Annotated in this window: 14 protein-coding genes; 9 read left to right on the forward strand and 5 right to left on the reverse strand. The window is 70.3% G+C overall.

The genetic code is table 11. The annotated features are described in order from the left end of the window. Window positions 1-28: 28 nt before the first annotated feature. The 3 genes from HED23_RS35275 to HED23_RS17505 form a co-directional block, all read right to left on the reverse strand. Window positions 29-496 (reverse strand): class F sortase, encoded by a 468-nt coding sequence (locus HED23_RS35275; protein ID WP_238442012.1) that lies wholly within the window; start codon window positions 494-496, stop codon window positions 29-31. A gap of 550 nt (window positions 497-1046) precedes the next feature. Further along, on the reverse strand, window positions 1047-1547 hold the full coding sequence (locus HED23_RS17500) for a sortase (protein WP_203184324.1): 501 nt from the start codon (window positions 1545-1547) through the stop codon (window positions 1047-1049). Window positions 1548-2456: 909 nt separating this feature from the next. Beyond that, window positions 2457-4013, reverse strand: a complete 1557-nt coding sequence (locus HED23_RS17505; RefSeq protein ID WP_203184325.1) for an acyl-CoA synthetase — start codon at window positions 4011-4013, stop codon at window positions 2457-2459. A 380-nt stretch (window positions 4014-4393) separates the two neighbouring features. Here HED23_RS17505 and HED23_RS17510 point away from each other — a divergent pair, with 380 nt between their 5' ends. Both HED23_RS17510 and HED23_RS17515 read left to right on the forward strand, forming a co-directional pair. Then, window positions 4394-6253, forward strand: coding sequence for a serine hydrolase domain-containing protein (locus HED23_RS17510; RefSeq protein ID WP_203184326.1), 1860 nt, complete (start codon window positions 4394-4396; stop codon window positions 6251-6253). A gap of 787 nt (window positions 6254-7040) precedes the next feature. Beyond that, a complete protein-coding gene (locus HED23_RS17515; protein WP_203187533.1) occupies window positions 7041-8420 on the forward strand; it encodes an endo-1,4-beta-xylanase in 1380 nt (459 codons plus the stop codon). 720 nt (window positions 8421-9140) lie between these two features. Here HED23_RS17515 and HED23_RS17520 read toward each other — a convergent pair. Continuing rightward, on the reverse strand, window positions 9141-10124 hold the full coding sequence (locus HED23_RS17520) for a GlxA family transcriptional regulator (protein ID WP_203184327.1): 984 nt from the start codon (window positions 10122-10124) through the stop codon (window positions 9141-9143). Window positions 10125-10176: 52 nt separating this feature from the next. Here HED23_RS17520 and HED23_RS17525 point away from each other — a divergent pair, with 52 nt between their 5' ends. Then, on the forward strand, window positions 10177-10572 hold the full coding sequence (locus HED23_RS17525; RefSeq protein ID WP_203184328.1) for a cupin domain-containing protein: 396 nt from the start codon (window positions 10177-10179) through the stop codon (window positions 10570-10572). Window positions 10573-10641: 69 nt separating this feature from the next. Here the strand turns inward: HED23_RS17525 and HED23_RS17530 are convergent, their stop codons facing one another. Next, window positions 10642-11784 (reverse strand): LacI family DNA-binding transcriptional regulator, encoded by a 1143-nt coding sequence (locus HED23_RS17530; RefSeq protein ID WP_238442013.1) that lies wholly within the window; start codon window positions 11782-11784, stop codon window positions 10642-10644. Window positions 11785-12008: 224 nt separating this feature from the next. Here HED23_RS17530 and HED23_RS17535 point away from each other — a divergent pair, with 224 nt between their 5' ends. Genes HED23_RS17535 through HED23_RS17560 form a run of 6 tightly spaced genes read left to right on the forward strand, consistent with a single transcriptional unit; the run spans window position 12009 to window position 19741 of the window. Then, window positions 12009-13277, forward strand: coding sequence for an ABC transporter substrate-binding protein (locus HED23_RS17535; protein WP_203184329.1), 1269 nt, complete (start codon window positions 12009-12011; stop codon window positions 13275-13277). 12 nt (window positions 13278-13289) lie between these two features. Next, complete coding sequence (locus tag HED23_RS17540) at window positions 13290-14255, forward strand: carbohydrate ABC transporter permease (protein ID WP_238442014.1); 966 nt, start codon at window positions 13290-13292, stop codon at window positions 14253-14255. After that, a complete protein-coding gene (locus HED23_RS17545) occupies window positions 14242-15168 on the forward strand; it encodes a carbohydrate ABC transporter permease (protein WP_238442015.1) in 927 nt (308 codons plus the stop codon). The genes HED23_RS17540 and HED23_RS17545 overlap by 14 nt, the downstream gene beginning before the upstream one ends. A gap of 44 nt (window positions 15169-15212) precedes the next feature. After that, window positions 15213-15977 carry an SDR family NAD(P)-dependent oxidoreductase gene (locus HED23_RS17550; protein ID WP_203184330.1) on the forward strand — a complete coding sequence of 255 codons (765 nt, stop codon included), beginning with the start codon at window positions 15213-15215 and terminating at the stop codon, window positions 15975-15977. After that, entirely contained in the window at window positions 15965-17752 is a 1788-nt protein-coding gene (locus HED23_RS17555) for a heparinase II/III domain-containing protein (protein ID WP_203184331.1), read from the forward strand. The genes HED23_RS17550 and HED23_RS17555 overlap by 13 nt, the downstream gene beginning before the upstream one ends. Before the next feature lie 3 nt (window positions 17753-17755). Beyond that, window positions 17756-19741: a heparinase II/III family protein gene (locus HED23_RS17560; protein WP_203184332.1), complete on the forward strand. Its 1986-nt coding sequence runs from the start codon at window positions 17756-17758 to the stop codon at window positions 19739-19741. Window position 19742: the final 1 nt, after the last annotated feature.

The raw sequence follows: 19742 nt of genomic DNA on the forward strand, positions 1-19742 counted from the left end.
CCTCGGGGGCGCTGTGCGTACGAGGTGATCAACGCGTCGCGGTCATGGCCGCGAAGACCACGACGTTGTCCTGGTAACCCGATTCCTTGTCGTAGTCACCCCCGCATGTGATCACCCGCAGTTCGGGCCGGACGGAGGGGCCGTAGACCTTCTCGTCGGGGAAGTTCTTCTTGTCGTAGGCCCCGACGGCATAGACGGTGAACACGGCGGTGCGCCGATCGGCACGGACGATCTCGATGGTGGCACCCTTCCGCACGGATCCCAGGCGGTGGAAGACGCCGGGGCCGACGCGGGTGTCCACGTGCCCGGTCGTGACGGCGGTCCCCACGGATCCGGGCACCGTTCCGCCGGCGTACCAGCCGGCGAGCACGGGGTTGTTGTCGGGCGGCGGCTCCAGGGCCCCTGCCGCGTTCAGCGCGAGCTCCATCATGGGCGCGTCCACCCTGATGTCCGGGATCCGCAGCCGGAGCGGCGTCGAGGGCGGCAGTGGCCTCACGACGGGACGCCGGAGGGCGGCACCGCCACCGGGTGCCGGGCTCGGGGCCGGAGCAGCGGAGGCGTGATCCGGCGGGTTCGTCGACGCGGGACCGGACGGCAGGGGTCGTAGAGGGGCCGGACGCGCGGCCGGCTCGGGCAGGGGTGCTGGTGGTGTGAAGGGCCGGCGTACGTAGGGAGGCGGTTCGGGAGGGGGAGGTTCCGCGGCCAGGTAGGCGGGAGCCCCGGACCTCGTGGGGTGGAGGGACGGATCCGCCGAGGACGGGGCGACGGGCGGCGCAGTGCCTTCGGCAGGTGGGGCGGGGACAGCGGCGGCGGTCACCGAGGCCGGCGGCTGCGGTGGCCGGCCTTCACGCATTCCGCTGATCACCAGCGCTGTACCCGCCACCACCGCCCAGACGAGATGTTTGACCGCCGGGAATGACGGAGGTGAGGTGCTGGTCGTGTGCCCTGTTTCCATCACGTGCGCCTCTGCTTCACAGCGGGTGGTCCGGGTCGTCTGCGGTGCCGTACCGGTACGGCCCACGGGCCGCCGGGTGCGCGTCGTACGGTCAGGGGCGGTCAGGGGCGGTCCGGCGACGCATCCTGACCACTCCCCCGGCCGCTGCGGCTGCGAGCAGCGCCCCGCCCGCAGCGAGCTGCGTGCCGTGGTCGGCGGGTGCCCCGAAGCCTGCTTCGATCCCGCCCCTGGGAGCGCGGTGGATGATCCGGTACGTGTCCGTGATCTTGACTCGCGGCGGGCACTTCACGGTGACGGTGTCGGTGCCCGGTGGAGTGCCCGGCGGAATGACGAACTGACCGACGAGCACGCCCTCCCGGTCACCTTCGAAGAGGTGGAAGGCCCCTCCTGCCTCCGAGGTGCCCTTGCCGTAGGTCTCCTTACCGCAGGCTCTGGTGCTGACCGTGACCTGAGAGCCCGGAGAGGCCTTCGCCGGGCGGATACGAATCGTCTGTTCGCCTGAGGGTGCGTCCGCCGCCCCTGCCACCGGAGCGGCGAGCGCCAGAGCCCCTACGGCCAGACAGATACCTGCACAGATACGTGTGTTACGCATGAGAATCCTCCATCGGGAGCGGGGCCGGCCGGTCTGCGCGGCACCTCTGCTGTGCTCCGTTCCCGAGGCAACCGACAGTCCGTCACCTGCGCAACACGAGGCGGTCCCCCGCATGTCACCCGGCCGGGCTCGGGACTCCCCCGGCAGCCGATTGTTTACGCAGGTCACCGGATCCGGAAGCAGAACCTGGGAGACGTCACGCCCGAGGCTGCGAACGGCGTAAGAGCTCACCCCACGCGGCGAGTCGCCGGGAGCAGTTGAGGTATTCCGGTGAGCGCCACGACGTGGCCGGCGTCGCCTTCGTGGCGGCGGCGCGGGCGCCCTCCGTCCGGCCCGCTCGCACTTCTCCGCCGTGGACGAGGAATGCGGCATTCACGGTCGGCGACCGCCTGTCTGTCGCACGAGTCGCCTGTTCGTGCAACGACGCTCGCGATGCTGATGTTCATTTTCCGCGCGGTCTCCCGGGTTGCCCGGTCCGACGGCGACCGCGCGGGCCGTGCCGAGTTCTCGTTCGGTCGGTGAGGACGGCTGTTCCGTGCACCTTCGCGGACGCATCGCGACCAGGTGCGGCTCTCGGCTCCTGACCGGTCGACTCGCTCTGCACGCTCGACAGCCCGCGAGGCGGAGACCGTTGAACAGCCGGTGCCGGACGGATGCGGGATCGGCCGGGTGGTGCGCGGAAGACAGCCCGCCTCCGAGCCGGAGTCCGGCGGTCGGCAGGGGGCGGGAGGCGTCGATCCCCCTCGTGGCGGCTTCGGGACGCACAGGGTGCAGCCGGTGCCGGCCTCGTCCGGACCGACGGGAGCACACAGGCTCACCGGCGGTGCATGACGCGGCCGGACCGCTGGGAGATGTCATATCCGGTGCGGCGTCACGGCTGCGCGTATGCGGTCAAGGGCCGGAAGGGGGTCAGGACTCCTTCCGACGGGCCGGCGGGGGCGAGGCCGGGACCGTCGCGGCGTCGGGTTCGGAGAACCGGTCCCGCAGCTCCCTCTTGAGGATCTTGCCGCTGGCGTTGCGTGGGAGTTCACCGACGATCAGGACCCTCTTCGGTGCCTTGAAGTGGGCGAGCTTCTTCCGGGCGTGCTCGATGAGTTCGGATTCCGAGACCTCGTCCCGCAGAACCACGACGGCGGTGACTGCCTCGATCCAGCGCGCGTCGGGCAGCCCCACCACGGCCGCTTCGGCCACCGCGGGATGGGTGTAAAGGGCATCCTCGACCTGCCGGGAGGCGACGAGGACGCCTCCCGAGTTGATGACGTCCTTCACACGGTCGACGACCGTGAAGTAGCCATCGGGGTCGCGTACGGCGAGGTCGCCCGAGTGGAACCAGCCGTCGCGGAAGGCCTCTGCGCTCTCCTCCGGTTTGTCCCAGTAGCCCTGGCACAACTGGGGGGAGCGGTAGACCACTTCGCCCGCCGTGCCGTCGGGAACCTCCTTGCCGTGCTCGTCGACCACCTTCGCCTCGACGAAGAGCACGGGCCTGCCGCACGACTCCATCCGCCCTTCGTGTTCCTCGGGGCCGAGGACCGTGGCTAGGGGTCCGATCTCGCTCTGGCCGAAGCAGTTGTAGAACGCCAGCTCGGGCAGCCGCTCCCGCAGGCGCTCCAGGACGGGCACGGGCATGATCGACGCGCCGTAGTACGCCTTGCGCAGGGACCCCAGCTCCCGCGTGGCGAAGTCCGGATGGTTGGCGAGTCCGATCCAGACGGTCGGCGGTGCGAAGAGGCTGTCCGCCTGCCCCGCTTCGACCAGGTCGAAGATCCGTCCGGCGTCCGGCGCGTCGAGGATGGTGTTCTCGGCACCCACGGCGAGATACGGCAGCAGGAACACATGCATCTGCGCGGAATGGTAGAGGGGCAGCGAGTGCACCGGCCGATCGGTGGCACGCAGGTCGAGAGCGGTGACGGCACTGACGTACTCGTGGACCAGCGCACCGTGCGTCATCATCGCGCCCTTGGGCTGGGCGGTCGTGCCGGAGGTGTAGAGCAGCTGGACGAGGTCGTCGGCGCCGGGTTCGCGTTCGGGGGTGAAGGGGCGCGGGGTGTCCAGTTCTCCGAGGAGGGAATCCGGCGCGTCACGCAGCGGCCGTACGGGGTGGCCTGCCGGAACCCGTGGGGCGAGGCCGGGGTCGGTGAGGACGAGTGTGCTGCCGGACTGGCGGAGGATGTACTCCAGGTCCTCACCGGCCAGGTTCTGGTTGACCGGCACATGGACAAGTCCGGCCCTGGCACAGGCCAGATAGGCGATCAGGTAGACGTCGGAATTGTGCGCGTAGGAGGCCACCCGGTCGCCGGGACGCAGCCCGTGTTCGCCGGTGAGCACAGCGGCCGCCGTGCTCACCGCCTCGTCCAGCGTGGCGTAGGTCCAGGACCGCTGGGCGTACCGTACGGCGACGCGCCCGGGGGTGCGCCGTGCGCTGCGCGTGACGACGCCGTCCACTGTGCTGCTGCGTACTCCTGTCATGGCGCGATCCTGGGTGTCGGGCCGCCGGGGGTCAAGGGCCCTGAACACCTGTGTCGGCCCGGCCCGGCCGCCTTCGCGGCCACGGCACCGCGCGCCCGGGGAGGACATCCGCCCGACGGCGCATCGAGGGCCCCTCCTGAAGCAGCTTCCGGCAGCCGCCGGCGGACCTGCCTGCCGCGCCGCCTGACACCGGGCAGGCATTCTGCGTCCGCCCGGACGCACGGACTGCATGACGATGCGTCAATTTTCTTGTTCTGTGCGGGACCACACGGGCGGCGGTGGTGACAGTAACCTCTGCTCGGCAGGAAGTTTCATCACCGTACGAGATTTCGAAAGTTACTTTCGCGCGGATGCTTTCGACGTGAGGGAAGGGGTTCCGAATGACTGGGGACGTGTCGGGCCGGGGAATGAGCCGCCGGAGGCTGGGCGGCGGGATACTGGCGCTGGGCGGGGCGTTCGCCCTCGCTCCGATTCCCTTCGCGGGTGCGGCGGGGACGGCCGCCGGCGTCGAGCGGGGTACGGAGCCGTCGGGCGCACCATCGGGAACCGGGACGGGTATGGGATCAGGGCAGGGCGGGCCTACACTGCGCCGGGGTTCGGCCGGCCGTGCCGGGCTTCTGCCGGACCAGCTCGACCAGCTCGTGGCCGACGCCGAGAGGTACCTCACCGACTCCCCCACACATCCCTGGTACGCGGGCGCGGTCCTCCTCGCGGGCCGGGGCGGCACCGTGGCCCTGCACCGGCCGATCGGTAAGGCCGTGCGTTACGCGGCGTACGACGAGACGACCGACACCGGGGTGGAATTCCCGCCGGACGAGCAGATCCCGATGGCCGAGGACACGGTCTTCGACCTGGCTTCGGTGTCCAAGCTGTTCACTTCGATCCTCGCCGTCCAGCAGATCGAGCGGGGCACGCTCGAGCTCGAGGCACCGGCCGCCTCCTACCTCCCCGACTTCGCCGGCGGTGGCAAGCAGGACATCACGATCCGCCAGCTGCTCACGCACACATCGGGCTTCCGGTCCTGGATCCCGCTCTTCAAGGAGCCGACCCGCGAGGGAAAGCTGCGACTGCTCTGGGACGAGGTCCCTGCCTCGGCTCCCGGCACCAAGTACCTGTACTCCGACCTGAACCTCATCTCGCTGCAGCTGATCCTGGAGAAGGTCACCGGCCGCGCCCAGGACGACCTGCTCCGGGACGAGATCACCGCTCCGCTCGGGATGCACCGCACGCGGTACAACCCGCCCGCTTCGTGGAAGCCGAAGATCGCGGCCACCGAGGACGCCCGGCTGCCCTGGTCGGGGCTGGAGCGAGGGCTGGTCTGGGGCGAGGTGCACGACGAGAACGCGTACAGCCTGGGCGGGGTGGCCGGCCATGCCGGAGTCTTCTCGTGCGCCTGGGATCTGGCCGTACTGGCCCGCACCCTGCTCAACGGGGGTACCTACGGCAGGTCCCGGATCCTGTCCGAGGAGTCCGTGGAGCTGCTGTTCACCGACTTCAACACCGCTTTCCCCGGCGATGAGCACGGCCTGGGATTCGAGCTCTGCCAGCACTGGTACATGGGGGCGATGGCCACCCCGCGCACGGCGGGTCACACGGGCTTCACCGGCACGAGTCTGGTCCTCGACCCGACGACGGACTCGTTCCTGATCGTCCTCGGCAACTCGGTCCACCCGGTGCGCTCGTGGCGCTCGGGCAGCGCCCCACGGGTCGCGGCGGCCAACCGGATGGCGCGCGCCGTGGCCGTCCGGCCCGCGCGGGGCCGTACGGCCTGGTTCTCCGGCATGGCCAGCGCCGCCACCGCGACGCTCACGCTGCCCGCGCTGCGCCCAGCCTCCTCCCGCGCGTCGCTCAGTTGCGCCCTCTGGTGGGATACCGAGCCCACCTCTGACGCCCTCCGTCTGGAAGCCTCGTCGGACTCGGGGGCCACCTGGCAGCCCGTACCGTTCACCACCGTACCCACGCAGGGAGATCAGCCGAGGGAGCCCCGGCCGCACCCGGACGGCTCGGCCTCCGGCTGGTCGGGGCGCGTCTGGCACCGCCTGGAGGCAGACCTGAGAAGCTGGCAGGGCACTGCGGTGCGGCTCCGCTGGCGGTACGCGACCGACCAGCTGTACGTCGGGCGCGGTGCGTACGTCGACGATGTCCGGGTCGAGGACGGCGGTCGTACGCTCTTCGACGGGAACCGGCCCGGGGACGCCGAACGTGTCGAGGCGACGGGGTGGACCGTTTCCTCCGACTGAGCGGGCCGCGCCGGTCGGACGGCCGGCCTGAGCGGAGCCCGGTCCACGGAAGCTCAGTGGAGTATGTCGGTGTGCGGTGCGGCGAGCGTGGACGCCGCACCGGACCTGGCACGCCTCCGCGTCGCCGTACCGCACCATCACACCGAGGACGTCGACGCCGAACAGAACAGATGCGGAGCCGCCGCAGAGCCACAGCAGTCACAGCAGTCACAGCAGTCACAGCAGTCACAGCAGTCACAGCAACGGTGGCGGCGACGGTGATCCGACAGCCGGCAGGGTGGCCGTCCGGCCGGGGTGGCCCTGCCGGCACCCGACGCCGGCTGAGGGCTCGCGCCACGGCGCGGCCATGAGCACGGCTCCCGAAGGCCGGCGGCACGCCCCCATCCCCCGATACCGCCAGAGGCATTCCCGACCCCAAAGACATGCCGAAACTTTCGATCTGGCGTCTGAATGCATTTCGTAACACCCGGGCTCAGTTACGAGCAGCCCAAGAAGCCCGCACCGGCGCGTCACCTCGGAGCCGCCGTACACGCAGGCCATAGGGTCAAGTTCCGTCAATTGAACGGGAGTTCGCTCGGAAATCTTTCGGAAACATAGCGTTGACGCGACTTCCCGCAACGCGCATACTCTCCCTCGCTCCCCTTGTTCCACGCTTCGTCCTCCCGTCGGCAGGTACGCCCTCCTGGTGCGCGTCGACGGCCGCACAGCACCTCGAACGGTCCGAATCCCCCTGTCCGGGCGCCCTGTTCGACCCGCCCGGCTACCGGAAGAAGAGGCTGGAAACGTGATGCTCCAGAACCCCTCCGGCGGCACCCCCGCCCGTACCCGCCCGCCGGCCCGTGCCAGACGGGCGCTGTCCCTCCTCACGGCGGGCGTCCTCGCCGCAGCCGGCGTCGTCGCGCTCGCCGGCAACGCCCAGGCTGTCGGCGCCCTCGGTGACGCGGCGGCAGCCAAGGGCCGGTACTTCGGCACGGCGGTGGCCGCCAACCACCTCGGCGAAGCGGCCTACGCGTCCACGCTGAATGCGCAGTTCGACTCGGTCACACCCGAGAACGAGATGAAGTGGGACGCCCTGGAGAGCTCCCGCAACTCGTTCAACTTCGCGGCAGCCGACCAGATCGTCAACCACGCGCAGAGCAAGGGTATGAAGGTCAGGGGCCACACCCTCGTGTGGCATTCGCAGCTTCCCGGCTGGGTCAGCGGCCTGGGCGCCACCGATCTCCGCTCGGCGATGAACAACCACATCACCCAGGTGATGACCCACTACAAGGGTGAGATCCACTCCTGGGACGTGGTGAACGAGGCGTTCCAGGACGGCAGCAGTGGCGCGCGGCGCAGCTCGCCGTTCCAGGACAAGCTCGGCAACGGCTTCATCGAGGAGGCGTTCCGTACCGCTCGCACGGTCGATGCCGACGCCAAGCTCTGCTACAACGACTACAACACCGACGGTCAGAACGCGAAGAGCAACGCGGTCTACGACATGGTGAAGGACTTCAAGCAGCGCGGGGTCCCGATCGACTGCGTGGGCTTCCAGTCGCACTTCAACAGCAACTCGCCGGTCCCTTCCGACTTCCAGGCCAATCTGCAGCGCTTCGCGGCTCTCGGTGTCGATGTCCAGATCACCGAGCTGGACATCGAAGGCTCGGGTTCGGCCCAGGCCGCGAACTACACCAAGGTGGTGAACGCCTGCCTGGCCGTCACACGCTGCACCGGCATCACCGTCTGGGGCGTCACGGACAAGTACTCGTGGCGCAGCAGCGGTACCCCGCTCCTCTTCGACGGTGACTACAACAAGAAGCCGGCCTACGACGCGGTGCTGGCCGCGCTCGGCGGGTCGACCGGTGGTGGCGGGGACGGCGGCGGCGCCGGTACCTGCACGGCGGCCTACACCCAGACGGCGACGTGGAACGGCGGGTACAACGGCCAGGTGACGGTCAAGGCCGGCGCTACGGGGATCACCGGCTGGACCGTTCCGGTGACCGTACCGTCGCCCCAGAAGGTCTCCGCCCTCTGGAACGGCACACCCACGACGTCCGGGGACGTGGTCACGGTCAAGCCCGCCTGGAACGGAACACTGGCGGCCGGCACGTCGACGAGTTTCGGGTTCACGGTGACCACGAACGGCAACACGTCGGCACCGGTCGTCGGCGCCTGCACCGCCTCCTGAGCAACGCCCTCGTTTCGACGAGGGATCCCGGCCGGCACGGGCGCGGCCAGGCTCGCGCCGCTTCCGCCCCGTCCGGCCGGGCAGGAACGTAGAGCGCGAGAGTCCGCACCCCGCCCGGCGCCCCGTTCCTCCGAAGCGCTCCGCCCCGCCCCTTGGAACATCCGACGGGGCGGGGCGTCGAGGGCCGGAGACGTCCGGCAGGGCAAGGGCCACGTGATCCAGGCGCCTCCGGGCAGGGCGCGCCAGGACTACGTGCCGGCCACCTCCTACCGGCACGCCGGCACCGCCGAACCGCTGCTCGGGCTGCTCGGGCTGCTCAATGGCCGCCCCCGGGGACCACGGTTCGTCACCCGACGCACAGAACCGGGCACGGTCGCCGGCTCCCCGGCCTGTGCCCGGCCACGGGTCTGCCGGCCAGTCGTACGACGAAGCCCGCGCCCCGCTCGCCCGGCACACCGCCGTAAACGGGTCCGTCGGGGGCCGGGACCTGAACGAACACCGGCATGCATCGCCGACGGCCTTCGGCGATGCGGGCGCGTCACAGCTGATGCCGAAGGCCGGGCCCCCGGCACGGGCATCGGGAGTACGTCCGCCGCGTCTTTCCAGCCCCTCCCCGGGGCCGTCGCCGGGCTCACCGGCTTCCTCGTGCCTTCCGCTGGGCCGGCGCTGCCCCAACAATCCCGTGGCCCGCCTGCAGACGATGCCCCGCGGTCAGTTCGCCTACGGCCCGAACCGACGTCTGTACGCCGACGGGGTGATGCCCGTCTCGCGGCGCATCAGCGTGCGCAGATTGGCCGCGGTGCCGATTCCGCTGCACCGCGCGACCACCTCGAAGCGGGACTCACCTCGTTCGATCAACCGGCATGCCAGGGCGAGCCGTTCCCCTGTGAGCCACGTCAAAGGCGTCGTTCCCAGCTGGGCCCGGAACCGACGGTGCAACGTCGCAGGGCTGACCGCAGCCCGCGCCGCGAGGTCCGAGACGGTGAGCGGTGAGTCCAGCCGTTCCTGGGCCCACGACAGGACAGGCGCCAGGGATTCGTCGGGCGCGTCGGGCATGGGGCGCTCCACGAACTGCCGCTGGCCGCCGTCCCGGTGCGCGGCGAAGACCAGTCGCCGGCTCACGGAGTTGGCGACCTCCGCGCCGTGGTCGCGGCGGACCACGTGCAGCCCGAGATCGAGCGCTGCCGTGCTTCCTGCAGCGGTGAGGATGTCACCGTCGTCCACGAAGAGCACGTCGGATTCGAGGCGGACGGACGGGAAGCGGGCCCGGAAGGACTCCGCCCACTGCCAGTGCGCGGTGGCCCGGCGCCCGTCGAGGACTCCGGCCTCGGCCAGTGTGAAGGCGCCGCTGCAGAAGCCGACCAGGCGCGCGCCGCGCGCGTGCGCCCGTCGGACGGCATCGAGCACGGCGGGGCGGCGGGGCACCTCGACGTCCGGGCGGTTGGGGACGATCAACGTGTCCGCCGTTTCGGCCGCCTCCAGACCGGCGACTCCCGTGAGCGTGAAGAATCCGTCGCGCATCAGGGTGCTGGGCTCGGCGGAGCAGAGCTTGAAGTCGTAGAGAGCACGGCCGATCTCCGGTCTGCGCAGACCGAAGACCTCGGTGGCGCAGCCCAGCTCGAAGGGGTTCGAGTTCTCGTCAACGATCACGACGACGCGGTGTACTCCCGCCGAGCGCGGAGCGTGCGAGGATTCTTTCGCCATGTGCGGTTCCTAGCACTCACGCCGGCCCCGCGGAACGGCTCACAATGAGCCCATGAGCGACGAACCCATCCCCCTCGGCAAGGCTCTCGCCTCCTTCGACGCCCTGTGGAGCCCCCGCATCGTCACGCGGGTCAACGACTACGACGTCCGTATCGCCAAGGTCGAGGGCGAACATGTCTGGCACGTCCACGACGACACCGACGAGTTCTTTCTCGTACTCGACGGTGAGCTGCACATCTCCTTGCGGGAGCCGGACGGGGAACGCACGGTCCGGCTCCCGCAGGGTGCGGTCTTCACCGTCCGCCGGGGTACCGAGCACAAGCCGCACTCCCCCGGCGGCGCCGCGATCCTGATGTTCGAGCCCGCCGGGACACCGACCGTGGGCGACCGCCACGACGAGGTCCCGGACCACGTGGACGCGACGACCGGGCACGCACTCGGCATCTGAGCCGACAGGCGCCGGGCGCGTCCCTTCCAGTGCGAACAGCCGTACGGGAACGGAGTGTCGTGGCTCCCGTCAGCCCGCTTCGCGGCGGCCGCCCGTCGCGGCGAGTTCCGGCGCGGCGGGGGCAGCCGGAGCGATGGAGGCGGCGGGGAGGGTGTGACCGTCCGGCGACGGCACCACCGGCGCCGTCGACTCACGTACCACCAGCCGGGGTCTGATCAGCAGGGACCGCCCGGCCGCCGGGGCGGAGTCGATCCGGGCCCGCAGCTGCTGGAACGTCTCCGCGGCCATCTCCGGCAGTGGCTGGCGGACCGTGGTGAGCGGTGGCTCGAAGAGATCGGCGAGCAGGATGTCGTCGAAGCCCACCACCGAGACATCCCGTCCGGCACCGCGCCCGGCGTCTTTGGCACCCCGGCAGATGCCGATGGCGCACATGTCGTTGATGGCGACGAAACCGGTGGGCGGGTCCGGCCGGGAGAGGAGCTCCCTGGCCGCGTTCCGGCCCAGTTCCGCCGCGTTCTTGTCCCCGAACTCGGTGGTGTCCGCCCCGGGCCAGACGATCGCCCCGGCCGGGTCGATCCCTGCCGTCTCCAGGGCCGACCGGAAGCCACGCAGGCGCTCGCGGCGGTTCACGCTGTGTACGGAGCCGGAGACGAAGGCGAGCTTCCGGTGGCCCAGTTCGATCAGATGGCGGGTGGCCAGCTCGGCCCCCATCGCGTTGTCGACACTGATGCTGGCCAGCGACGAGGGGTCTCCCGCCTGCGCGGTCCGGTCGAAGGCGACCATCTTGAGCCCTCTGCTCAGCAGCGGCGTCATGTGCTCGAGCGAGGGCAGTGAGGAGCAGAGGACCACCCCGCTCACCCCGTCGGCGAGCAGTTCCTCGCCGTACTTGAGCTCACGGGCCGGATCGCGCTCACTGTTGCAGAGCAGCACGTGGTAGCCCTCAGCCAGCGCGATGGCCTCCAGCTCCCTGGCCAGCGCCCCCCAGAAGGGGTTGGCGACGGACGGCACGATCAGGCCGATGACCTTGATCCGGCCGGTGCGCAGCATGCGGGCCGCCCGGTTGGGACGGTAGTTGAGCTGCTCGATCGCCTGCTCCACCCGGGCAAGGGTGGCCGCCTGCATACGGTCGGTGCGCCCGTTGAGGACGTTGGAGACCGTACTGGCGGAGACCCCTGCGGCCTCCGCGACCTGATGGATCGTTACCCCGCTCATGCCACCTCCGGTTCTGAACGCACTGCCGAGCTTAGTGTACCGATTTACTGAACTCGCTCTACCGGTACACCCGTTAACTTGCCTGAAAATTATTGTGCACCAGCTGTTGACGCCACTCTCGAGGCGTTCTTAGCATCACTGCATCGATTTACCAGCACTTCCCAGCCATGTCCGGGATGCAACTGCTGGATCGATCCACCGCTCCACCTCAAAAGGGGTGTCCCATGGAACTCAACAGACGGTCCGTGCTCGCCGCGATCGGCGCCGGCACTGCCGCGGCCGCTCTCGCCGGCTGTGGCGGCGGCGCGTCGTCCGCCGGGTCTGCCGACGGCCCCGCCGAGGGCGAGATCACGCTGCTCACCCCCATCTACGAGGGTGCGAACGGCAAGACGCTGCTGGAGGAGAAGATTCTCGGCGGGTTCCGGAAGAAGTATCCGGACGTCAAGGTGAACGTGGACTACACCACGTACGCGCAGCTCAACGAGAAGATCACCACCGGTCTCGCGGGCGGGCTGCTGCCCGACGTGCTGATGATGGGCGTCGGCTGGATCCCCCCGTTCGCGGCGAAGAAGGCGATCGCCGAGCTCCCGGAGGAGCTCGCCATCGCGCACGACTACGAGAAGCGGGTGCTGGAGCCGTCGCGCTACGACGGCAAGCTCTACGCCCTGCCCGTCGTCCTCGACACCCGCATCGTCGTGTACCGCAAGGATCACTTCGCGGAGGCCGGGATCAAGAAGACCCCGGCCAACTGGGCGGAGCTGCGCGCCGTCGCGAAGCAGCTCACCAGGGGCGGCCACATCGGCTTCGACCCGTTCTCCATCGACCTGCGCCAGTGCTGGGAGACCTTCCTCTTCGCCAACGGCGGTCAGCTGTTCAGCGCGGACGGCAAGAAGGTGCTGTTCACGGACGCGCGCGGCGTCGAGGCGCTGCAGTTCTTCAAGGACCTGGTGAAGGACGGCTCGGCCGACTACGCGAAGAAGACGGACGCCGGCGCCCCGTCCAACGTACAGACGGGCAAGGCGTCGATGATGATGACGACCAGTGCCCTCTGGGTCCAGGTGAAGGAGCAGAACCCGGACCTCATCGAGGACGACAAGCTCGGCTCGTTCGTACTGGCCAACCGCAGGCCGGCGATGCTCCAGGGCGGCACGCTCGTCACGCAGGCCGCACGCTCCAAGCACCCCGCGGCGGCCCGTGCGCTCGTGGAGTACCTCGCCACGCCCGAGTCGATCCTCGGGGCCGCCGAGCAGCGTGGTTCGGTGCCCGGTCTGCGCGACCTCGACGACACGGGATACGTCAAGGAGAACCAGTTCGTCGACCTCTCCCTCCAGAACCTCCAGCACGCCTTCTCCGAGGGCGGCACGGCGGCCTGGATGGAGATCCGGGAAAAGATCAAGCCGACGCTTGAGCCCGCGATCGTCGGCGATCAGTCCGCGAAGGACGCCATCGCGGAGCTCGGCCGTCTCGCCGAGGCCGCAATCGGCCGGATGTGAGGACCCGTCACCATGGGAGCGACAACCGTAGTGAAGGCCAGGCCGGCGCGGCCGCCTTCCCCTCCTGAGACCTCGGCGCCGCGACGGACCGGCCGGGTCCCCACCGGCCCGGGGCGGCGTCGGCGCCGGGCGGGCATGCTCATGGTGGCGCCCGCGCTGCTGCACGCCTCGTTGTGGATCGGTCTTCCGGTCGTGGTCTCGGTGGCCCTGGCCTTCACGAAGTACGACGTGCTGACCGCGCCGGAGTTCGTGGGCCTGGCCAACTTCCGGGACATGCTGGACGACGCGGTCTTCCGCAAGTCCGTCGTCAACACCCTTCTGTACACCTTCTTCACCGTGCCGTTCGGGATGGCGCTGGGTCTGCTGGTGGCCCTCGCCCTGCACACGGGGCTCAAGGCACGCGGCATCTTCCGTACCGCCGTGTTCCTGCCCCAGGTGACCGCCACCGTCGCGATCGCGCTGGTCTGGCTGTGGATCTACAACCCCGGCAACGGTCTGCTCAACATGATGCTGTCGTTCCTGGGCATCGACGGCCCGGCCTGGCTGTCCTCGACGACCTGGGCGCTGCCCTCGGTGATCCTGGTCGGCATCTGGCAGGGCATCGGTATGAAGATGCTCATCTATCTCGCCGCCCTGCAGTCCCTTCCGAGGGAGCTGTACGAGGCCGCGTCGGTGGACGGTGCCTCCAGGGTCAGGCAGTTCTTCTCGATCACGCTGCCGCTGCTGAAGCCTGCGACGTTCTTCGTGCTCATCACCTCGATGATCAGCGCGTTCCAGTCCTTCGACCAGATCTACATCCTGACCGACGGCGGCCCCGCCAACAGCACCACGATGATGACGTACGAGATCTACAAGTCCGCCTTCCGGGAGTTCCGCGTCGGTTACGCCAGCGCGCAGTCACTGGTGCTCTTCGTGCTGCTGATGGGCTTCACCCTGGTCAACAAGCGGATCATGGGAGGCAGTCGTGGCCACAACTGAGCTGCTGAAGCCGGCTCCCGCACCCGGCGCGCCGAAGGCACCGGCGAGGAGCAGGTCCGTCCCCGTAGGCAGGATCGCGCTCTACGCGACCCTGTCCGTCGTCTCCCTGCTGATGGTGGTGCCCTTCGCCTGGATGGTGCTCACCTCGCTCAAGACGCCGGTGGAGATCGCGTCGCAGGATGCCGGACTACTGCCGGAGCAATGGGAGTTCGGCAACTACGTCGACGCGCTGAAGGCCGCGCCGTTCGCCACGTACGCCCGGAACAGCTTCATCATCGCGATCAGCCACACCGTGCTCAACGTGCTGGTGGCGTCGATGGCGGGGTACGCGCTGGCGCGCATCAGGTTCCGCGGCAGCGAGACGCTCTTCTACCTCTTCGTCGCGGCCCTGATGATCCCCACGTACACCAAGGTGCTGCCGGAGTTCCTGATCGTCCGCTTCATGCCACTGGCCGGCGGGAACGACATCCTGGGCCAGGGCGGCAGCGGCTGGCTGGACAGCTGGTGGGCACTCATCATCCCGGGCGCCGTCACCCCCTTCGCGGTCTTCCTCTTCCGGCAGTTCTACCTGGACCTGCCGGTGGAACTGGAGGAGGCGGCCCGGCTCGACGGGCTCGGTGAGTTCCGGATCTATGCCCGGATCATGTCGCCGCAGGTCAAGCCGGCCTTCATCACCGTGGCGCTGCTGACCTTCGAATCGTCGTGGAACAACTTCCTCTGGCCTCTGCTGGTGACCCATACGGACAGCCTGCGGGTGATCCAGGTGGGACTCTCCGTCTTCAAGACCGAGAACGGCACCCAGTGGCACTTCCTGATGGCGGGCACCACGCTCGCCACCCTGCCGATGGTCGTCCTCTTCCTCATCGGCCAGCGCTACTTCGTGCAGGGCTTCGCAACCGCCGGTCTCAAGTGACCGGTTCCGGCCCGCTGCGGCCGGTCACCGAAAGGGCTTCACCCATGTCTGCTGATCTCAACGGCTCCCGCGCTCTCGTCACGGGGGCGGGCCACGGCATCGGCCGTGCCATCGCCGTCGCCCTGGCCGAGGCCGGCGCCGATGTCGCCGTCCACTACCACTCCTCCGCGGACGAGGCGGCGAAGACCGTCTCCGCCATCGAGGCACTGGGCCGCAGGGCCAAGGCGTTCGAGGCCGACGCGACGGTGTCCGCGGAGGTGGATCTGCTGGTGGAGGAGGCCACTGGGTTCCTCGGCGGGCTGGACGTCCTCGTCTGCAACGCGGGCCACCTCATCGGCCGCGAGAAGATAGCCGAGATGTCCGACGACCACTTCGAGCGGGTCGTCTCCACCAATCTGACGTCGGCGTTCCGCACGGTGCGGGCCGCTCTGCCGCATCTGACGCAGTCGTCCGCCGGACGCATCATCACGATGTCCTCGCTGGCCGCGCACAACGGCGGCGGGCCCGGTTCGGTCGCGTACGCCGCCGCCAAGGCGGGCGTCCGGGGCTTCACCAAGGGCCTCGCGAAGGAGCTCGCCGGGACGGGCATCACGGTGAACACGGTCGCCCCCGGCTTCATCAAGGGCACCGCTTTCCACGACACGTTCACCGCTGCCCCTGCCCAGGAGGCGATGGAGGCCGGCATCCCGGTGGGCCGGGCGGGCACGCCGGAGGACGTCGCCCACGTCGTCGTCCACCTGGCATCGCCCGCCTCGGGGTTCCTCACCGCCACCACGGTGGACATCGACGGTGGCGTATGGCCGCGCTGAGGCGGATCCCCGGGGAGCGGGGCGGCTGGTGGCACGCGTACGTCTGCCCGGCACACGGCGTCGAGCTCGATCACGGTGACGTCCTCGCCGGTGTCTTCCCGGAGGGCGGTGCGCGGTGCGCGCACGGCTGCCGGGTGGACACCCCGGCGGTGCGCGGCGCGTGGGTGGTCCTGTCGCACCAGGCGTGGGCGCGGCATCTGCGGGTGCTCGCCCACCGGGGACAGCGCGCGGAGGCGGTGACTCGGCTCGTCGAGTACGCCGGCCTGTACGCGTCGCTCGCCACGGAGCGGCACGGCGAGGCGCAGGGCTGGATGCTGCGAGGCCGGCTCTTCCACCAGGCGCTGACCGACGCCATCTGGGCGGTGAACATCGGGCACACCGTGATCACACTGGCCGAGGACGGTACCGACGGCCTGGCAGCGGTCCTGCCACTGCTGGACGACCTGGAACGGGCGGCACTCGACGCCCGGGGTGTGCTGACCGGCCGGGGACAACTGGCGTCCAACTACACCGCCTGGCTGAACGCCGCCGGCGCCTCCGCGAGCCGTGCCGCGTCGGCGGCGCGTGGCCTGGAGTGGGACGGTGCGAAGCAGTGGCTGGAAGGTGAGCACGGGCTGTACGCGCACCTGCGGGTCGCCGTCGCCGACGACGGCTGGGAGTGGGAGGGCAGCACGTACTACCACGGCTTCGTGCTGCGGGCCGCGCTGCTGGCGCTGCGTTCCACCGACCCGTCGGCGGTACCGTCCGACGTGGCCGGGGTGCTGGCCGGGATGACGGACGCACTGGCGGCGATCGCGACGAAGGGCGGAATCCTCCCCGCGCTGCACGACGGCCCTTACCTGCGCTCCGCACTCGCCCTGGAGTGGCTCGAACTGGTGGCTTTGGCGCAGCAGTTGGTGCCTGCCGACGGCCTGGACGCGGTGGCGTCCCGGGCCCGGGACGAGCTCGGTCCTCACGACGACGGACTGGACCGTGAGCTGGGCGGCTGGTTCGCGGGACCGCCGCTCCCCCGGCGCGCGGCGCCGGACGGGGTCACCGTCTTCCCGGCGGCCGGCTACGGGGTGCTGCGCGCGGCGGGCATCCACGCCCTGCTGGACTTCGGCCCGCACGGAGGCTCGCACGGACACCGCGACAAGCTGTCGCTCTATCTGTACGGCGCCACCACCCCGTGGCAGCCGGACCCCGGCCAGGTGCCTTACGCACACGCCGAGTTCAGGGACCTGTACGCCTCGACAGAGGCGCATCCGGCGTTCCGGGTCGACGGCGCGGAGCAGGCGGAGTGCGAGGGCGCGCTCCTGGCGTCGGACGACCGCTCGGTGACCGCCGAGGTCACCACCGCGTACGAGGGAGTGCGTGCGGTGCGCAGGGTCGTGGCGGGCGACTGCTATCTGGTGGACCTGCTGAGCGTGACGGGCCGGGAGGCGCACCGCGTCACCGGGCAGCTGCGTCCGGGGACCGCTCTGGACGTCCAGCAGCAGGCCGACGGCCCTGTACGCACCACCTGGTACGGCGACGAGACCCTCCACGGCTGGCACACGCACACCCCGGGGACGGAGGTGCGTCCGTTCTCGCGGCCGGGCCCCGGTCCGGCGGACGACCCTCAGCGCACCCGCACCTGGGTCGACTTCACGGCGGAGGCCGAGCGGATCACGTTCGCCTCGGTGTACCAGGCAGCCTCCGCGGGCCCCGCGGTGACCGGCGTACGACTCGACGGCGAGGAGCTGACGGTGGAACTGGCGGACGGCTCGGCCGCGCGTTTCGGGACGGGGAGCTGATCCGTGCTGCTCTCCGCCACTCCGCCACCGGGACCGCGTCCGGCGCAGGAAGTCCGGCTGCGGGAGGAGGCCGCCCGCCACCGTGGCCTCACCCCGCCCCGTACGCACCCCCTGGCCAGCATCACCTGGCTCGGCCCCGCGGCCTCCAACCCCGCGCTGGCCTATCGCACGACCGGCGACCGCGCGCACCTGGAGGAGAGCCGGCGCTGGATCGAGGCCGCGGTCCGCCTGCCGCACTGGGGCCGGGCCCACATGCCGGACCACGATCTGGACGCGGGCTGGCTGCTGCACCACCTCTCCCTCGCGTACCGGTGGATCGGTGACGAACTGCCGGACGGGGTGCGGGCGCTGCTCCGGTACAAGCTGCTGCTCCAGGGCCGCCGGATGTACGAGTTCGCGGTGGCGAGTGAGGGCCGCTGGTGGTCGTCGTCGTACTGGCAGAACCACAACTGGATCTGTTACGCGGGCCTGGCGACGGCAGGCTACGTGCTCGGCAAGGAGGAGTGGACCGAGCGCGCGAAGGACAATCTCGGCAGGGTCCTGGACCTGATGCCGCCGGACGGTTCGCACGCCGAGGGTGTCGTCTACTGGCGCTACGGCGTGCCTTTCCTGGCGATCCATCTGGACCTGCTCCAGGAGGCCGAGGGCATCGACTGGTGGGGGCGCGGCGGCTTCCTCTCCTCGACGTTCCGCTACCGGCTCCATCAGACTGCGCCGGGCTTCGCCTTCAACGTCGACCACGGCGACTGCCACGACCGGCGCAGCGGCCACAGCGCCGGTCTGTACTACCGGCTCGCGGCGCAGTACGGGATCGCGGAGGCCCAGTGGATGGGCGACCTCGCCTCAGGTGAGCTGCTGTGGCGGGAGGCCTCGGAGAGCGGGGTGCGTCCGGGGATCCTGCCGGAGGCCTATCTGGAGTACCTCTGGTACGACCCGGCCGTGCGGGCGTCCCGGCCCACGGAGACCCATGCGTTCTTCCCGGACCTCGGGCTGCTCGCGGCCCGTACCAGCTGGGACGACGATGCCACGCTGGTGTCGTTCAAGGCGAGTCCGGGCGGTGGTCACACAGCGTGGGAGGCCTCGGCGAAGCACCGTGCGGAGCTGGGGTGGGAGACCCTCACCCAGGGGCATCACCATCCGGATTCCGGCTCTTTCGTGCTCGTCTCGCAGGGGGAGTTCCTCGCCGTCGACGAGGGATACAGCAACCGCAAGCGGGCGGCCCACCACAATCTCCTGCTGGTGGACGGTCAGGGGTACGCGGACGAGGACCGCTACCACGTCTACGAGGGCATCCCGTTCGAGCGGCAGGCCGGGCAGCGCGATGTCCTGGCGGACGCCGAGGGCGGCTGGGCGCACGCCACCGCGGAGATCGCCCCGATGTACGACCCGGCGCTCGGCGTCCGGCGCCTGGACCGGACCCTGGTGTTCACACCGTCGGGACGGCTCGTCCTGCTGGACCTGGCCGAGGCGGAGGCGGAGCGTGAATGGACGTTCCTGCTCCAGACCGACCGTCCGGCGGAGCCAGGACCCGACGGCAGCGCGCTGATCAGGTCGGAGGCGGCCACCGCCCTCCTTCAGCGGTTCGCACCGGCCGATGCCTCGGTGCGCTGCGAGGTCACCGAGGTCGAGGCCAATCCGACGTCCAGCACTCCGGAGCTGCGCCTGACCCGCACCTTGCACACCCTGCGTGCGACTGCCCCGCGGTCTGCCGAAGGGCTCTTCCTCACCGCGCTCACTCCCGGCGGGACGCCGGGCGGTGAGCAGGTCACCTGCTCCGAGGGGCACGGCGTCACCTTCACCGACTCCCGGGAGACGGTCCTCCTGTCCCCCGTCGGCCGGCGCATCCGGACGGAATCGGTTGACGCGGACGCCGCCGCCGTCCTCCTGGGCCCGGCCGGGGCGCCGTACGTGGTGGCGTGCACGCGGCTGGAGATCGACGGACGCGTGGTCCTCGACGTGCCCGAGCCGTACACAGGAAAGGCCGGCTGAC

The sequence above is a fragment of the Streptomyces pratensis genome (assembly GCF_016804005.1).
GTDB classification, from domain to species: domain Bacteria; phylum Actinomycetota; class Actinomycetes; order Streptomycetales; family Streptomycetaceae; genus Streptomyces; species Streptomyces pratensis_A.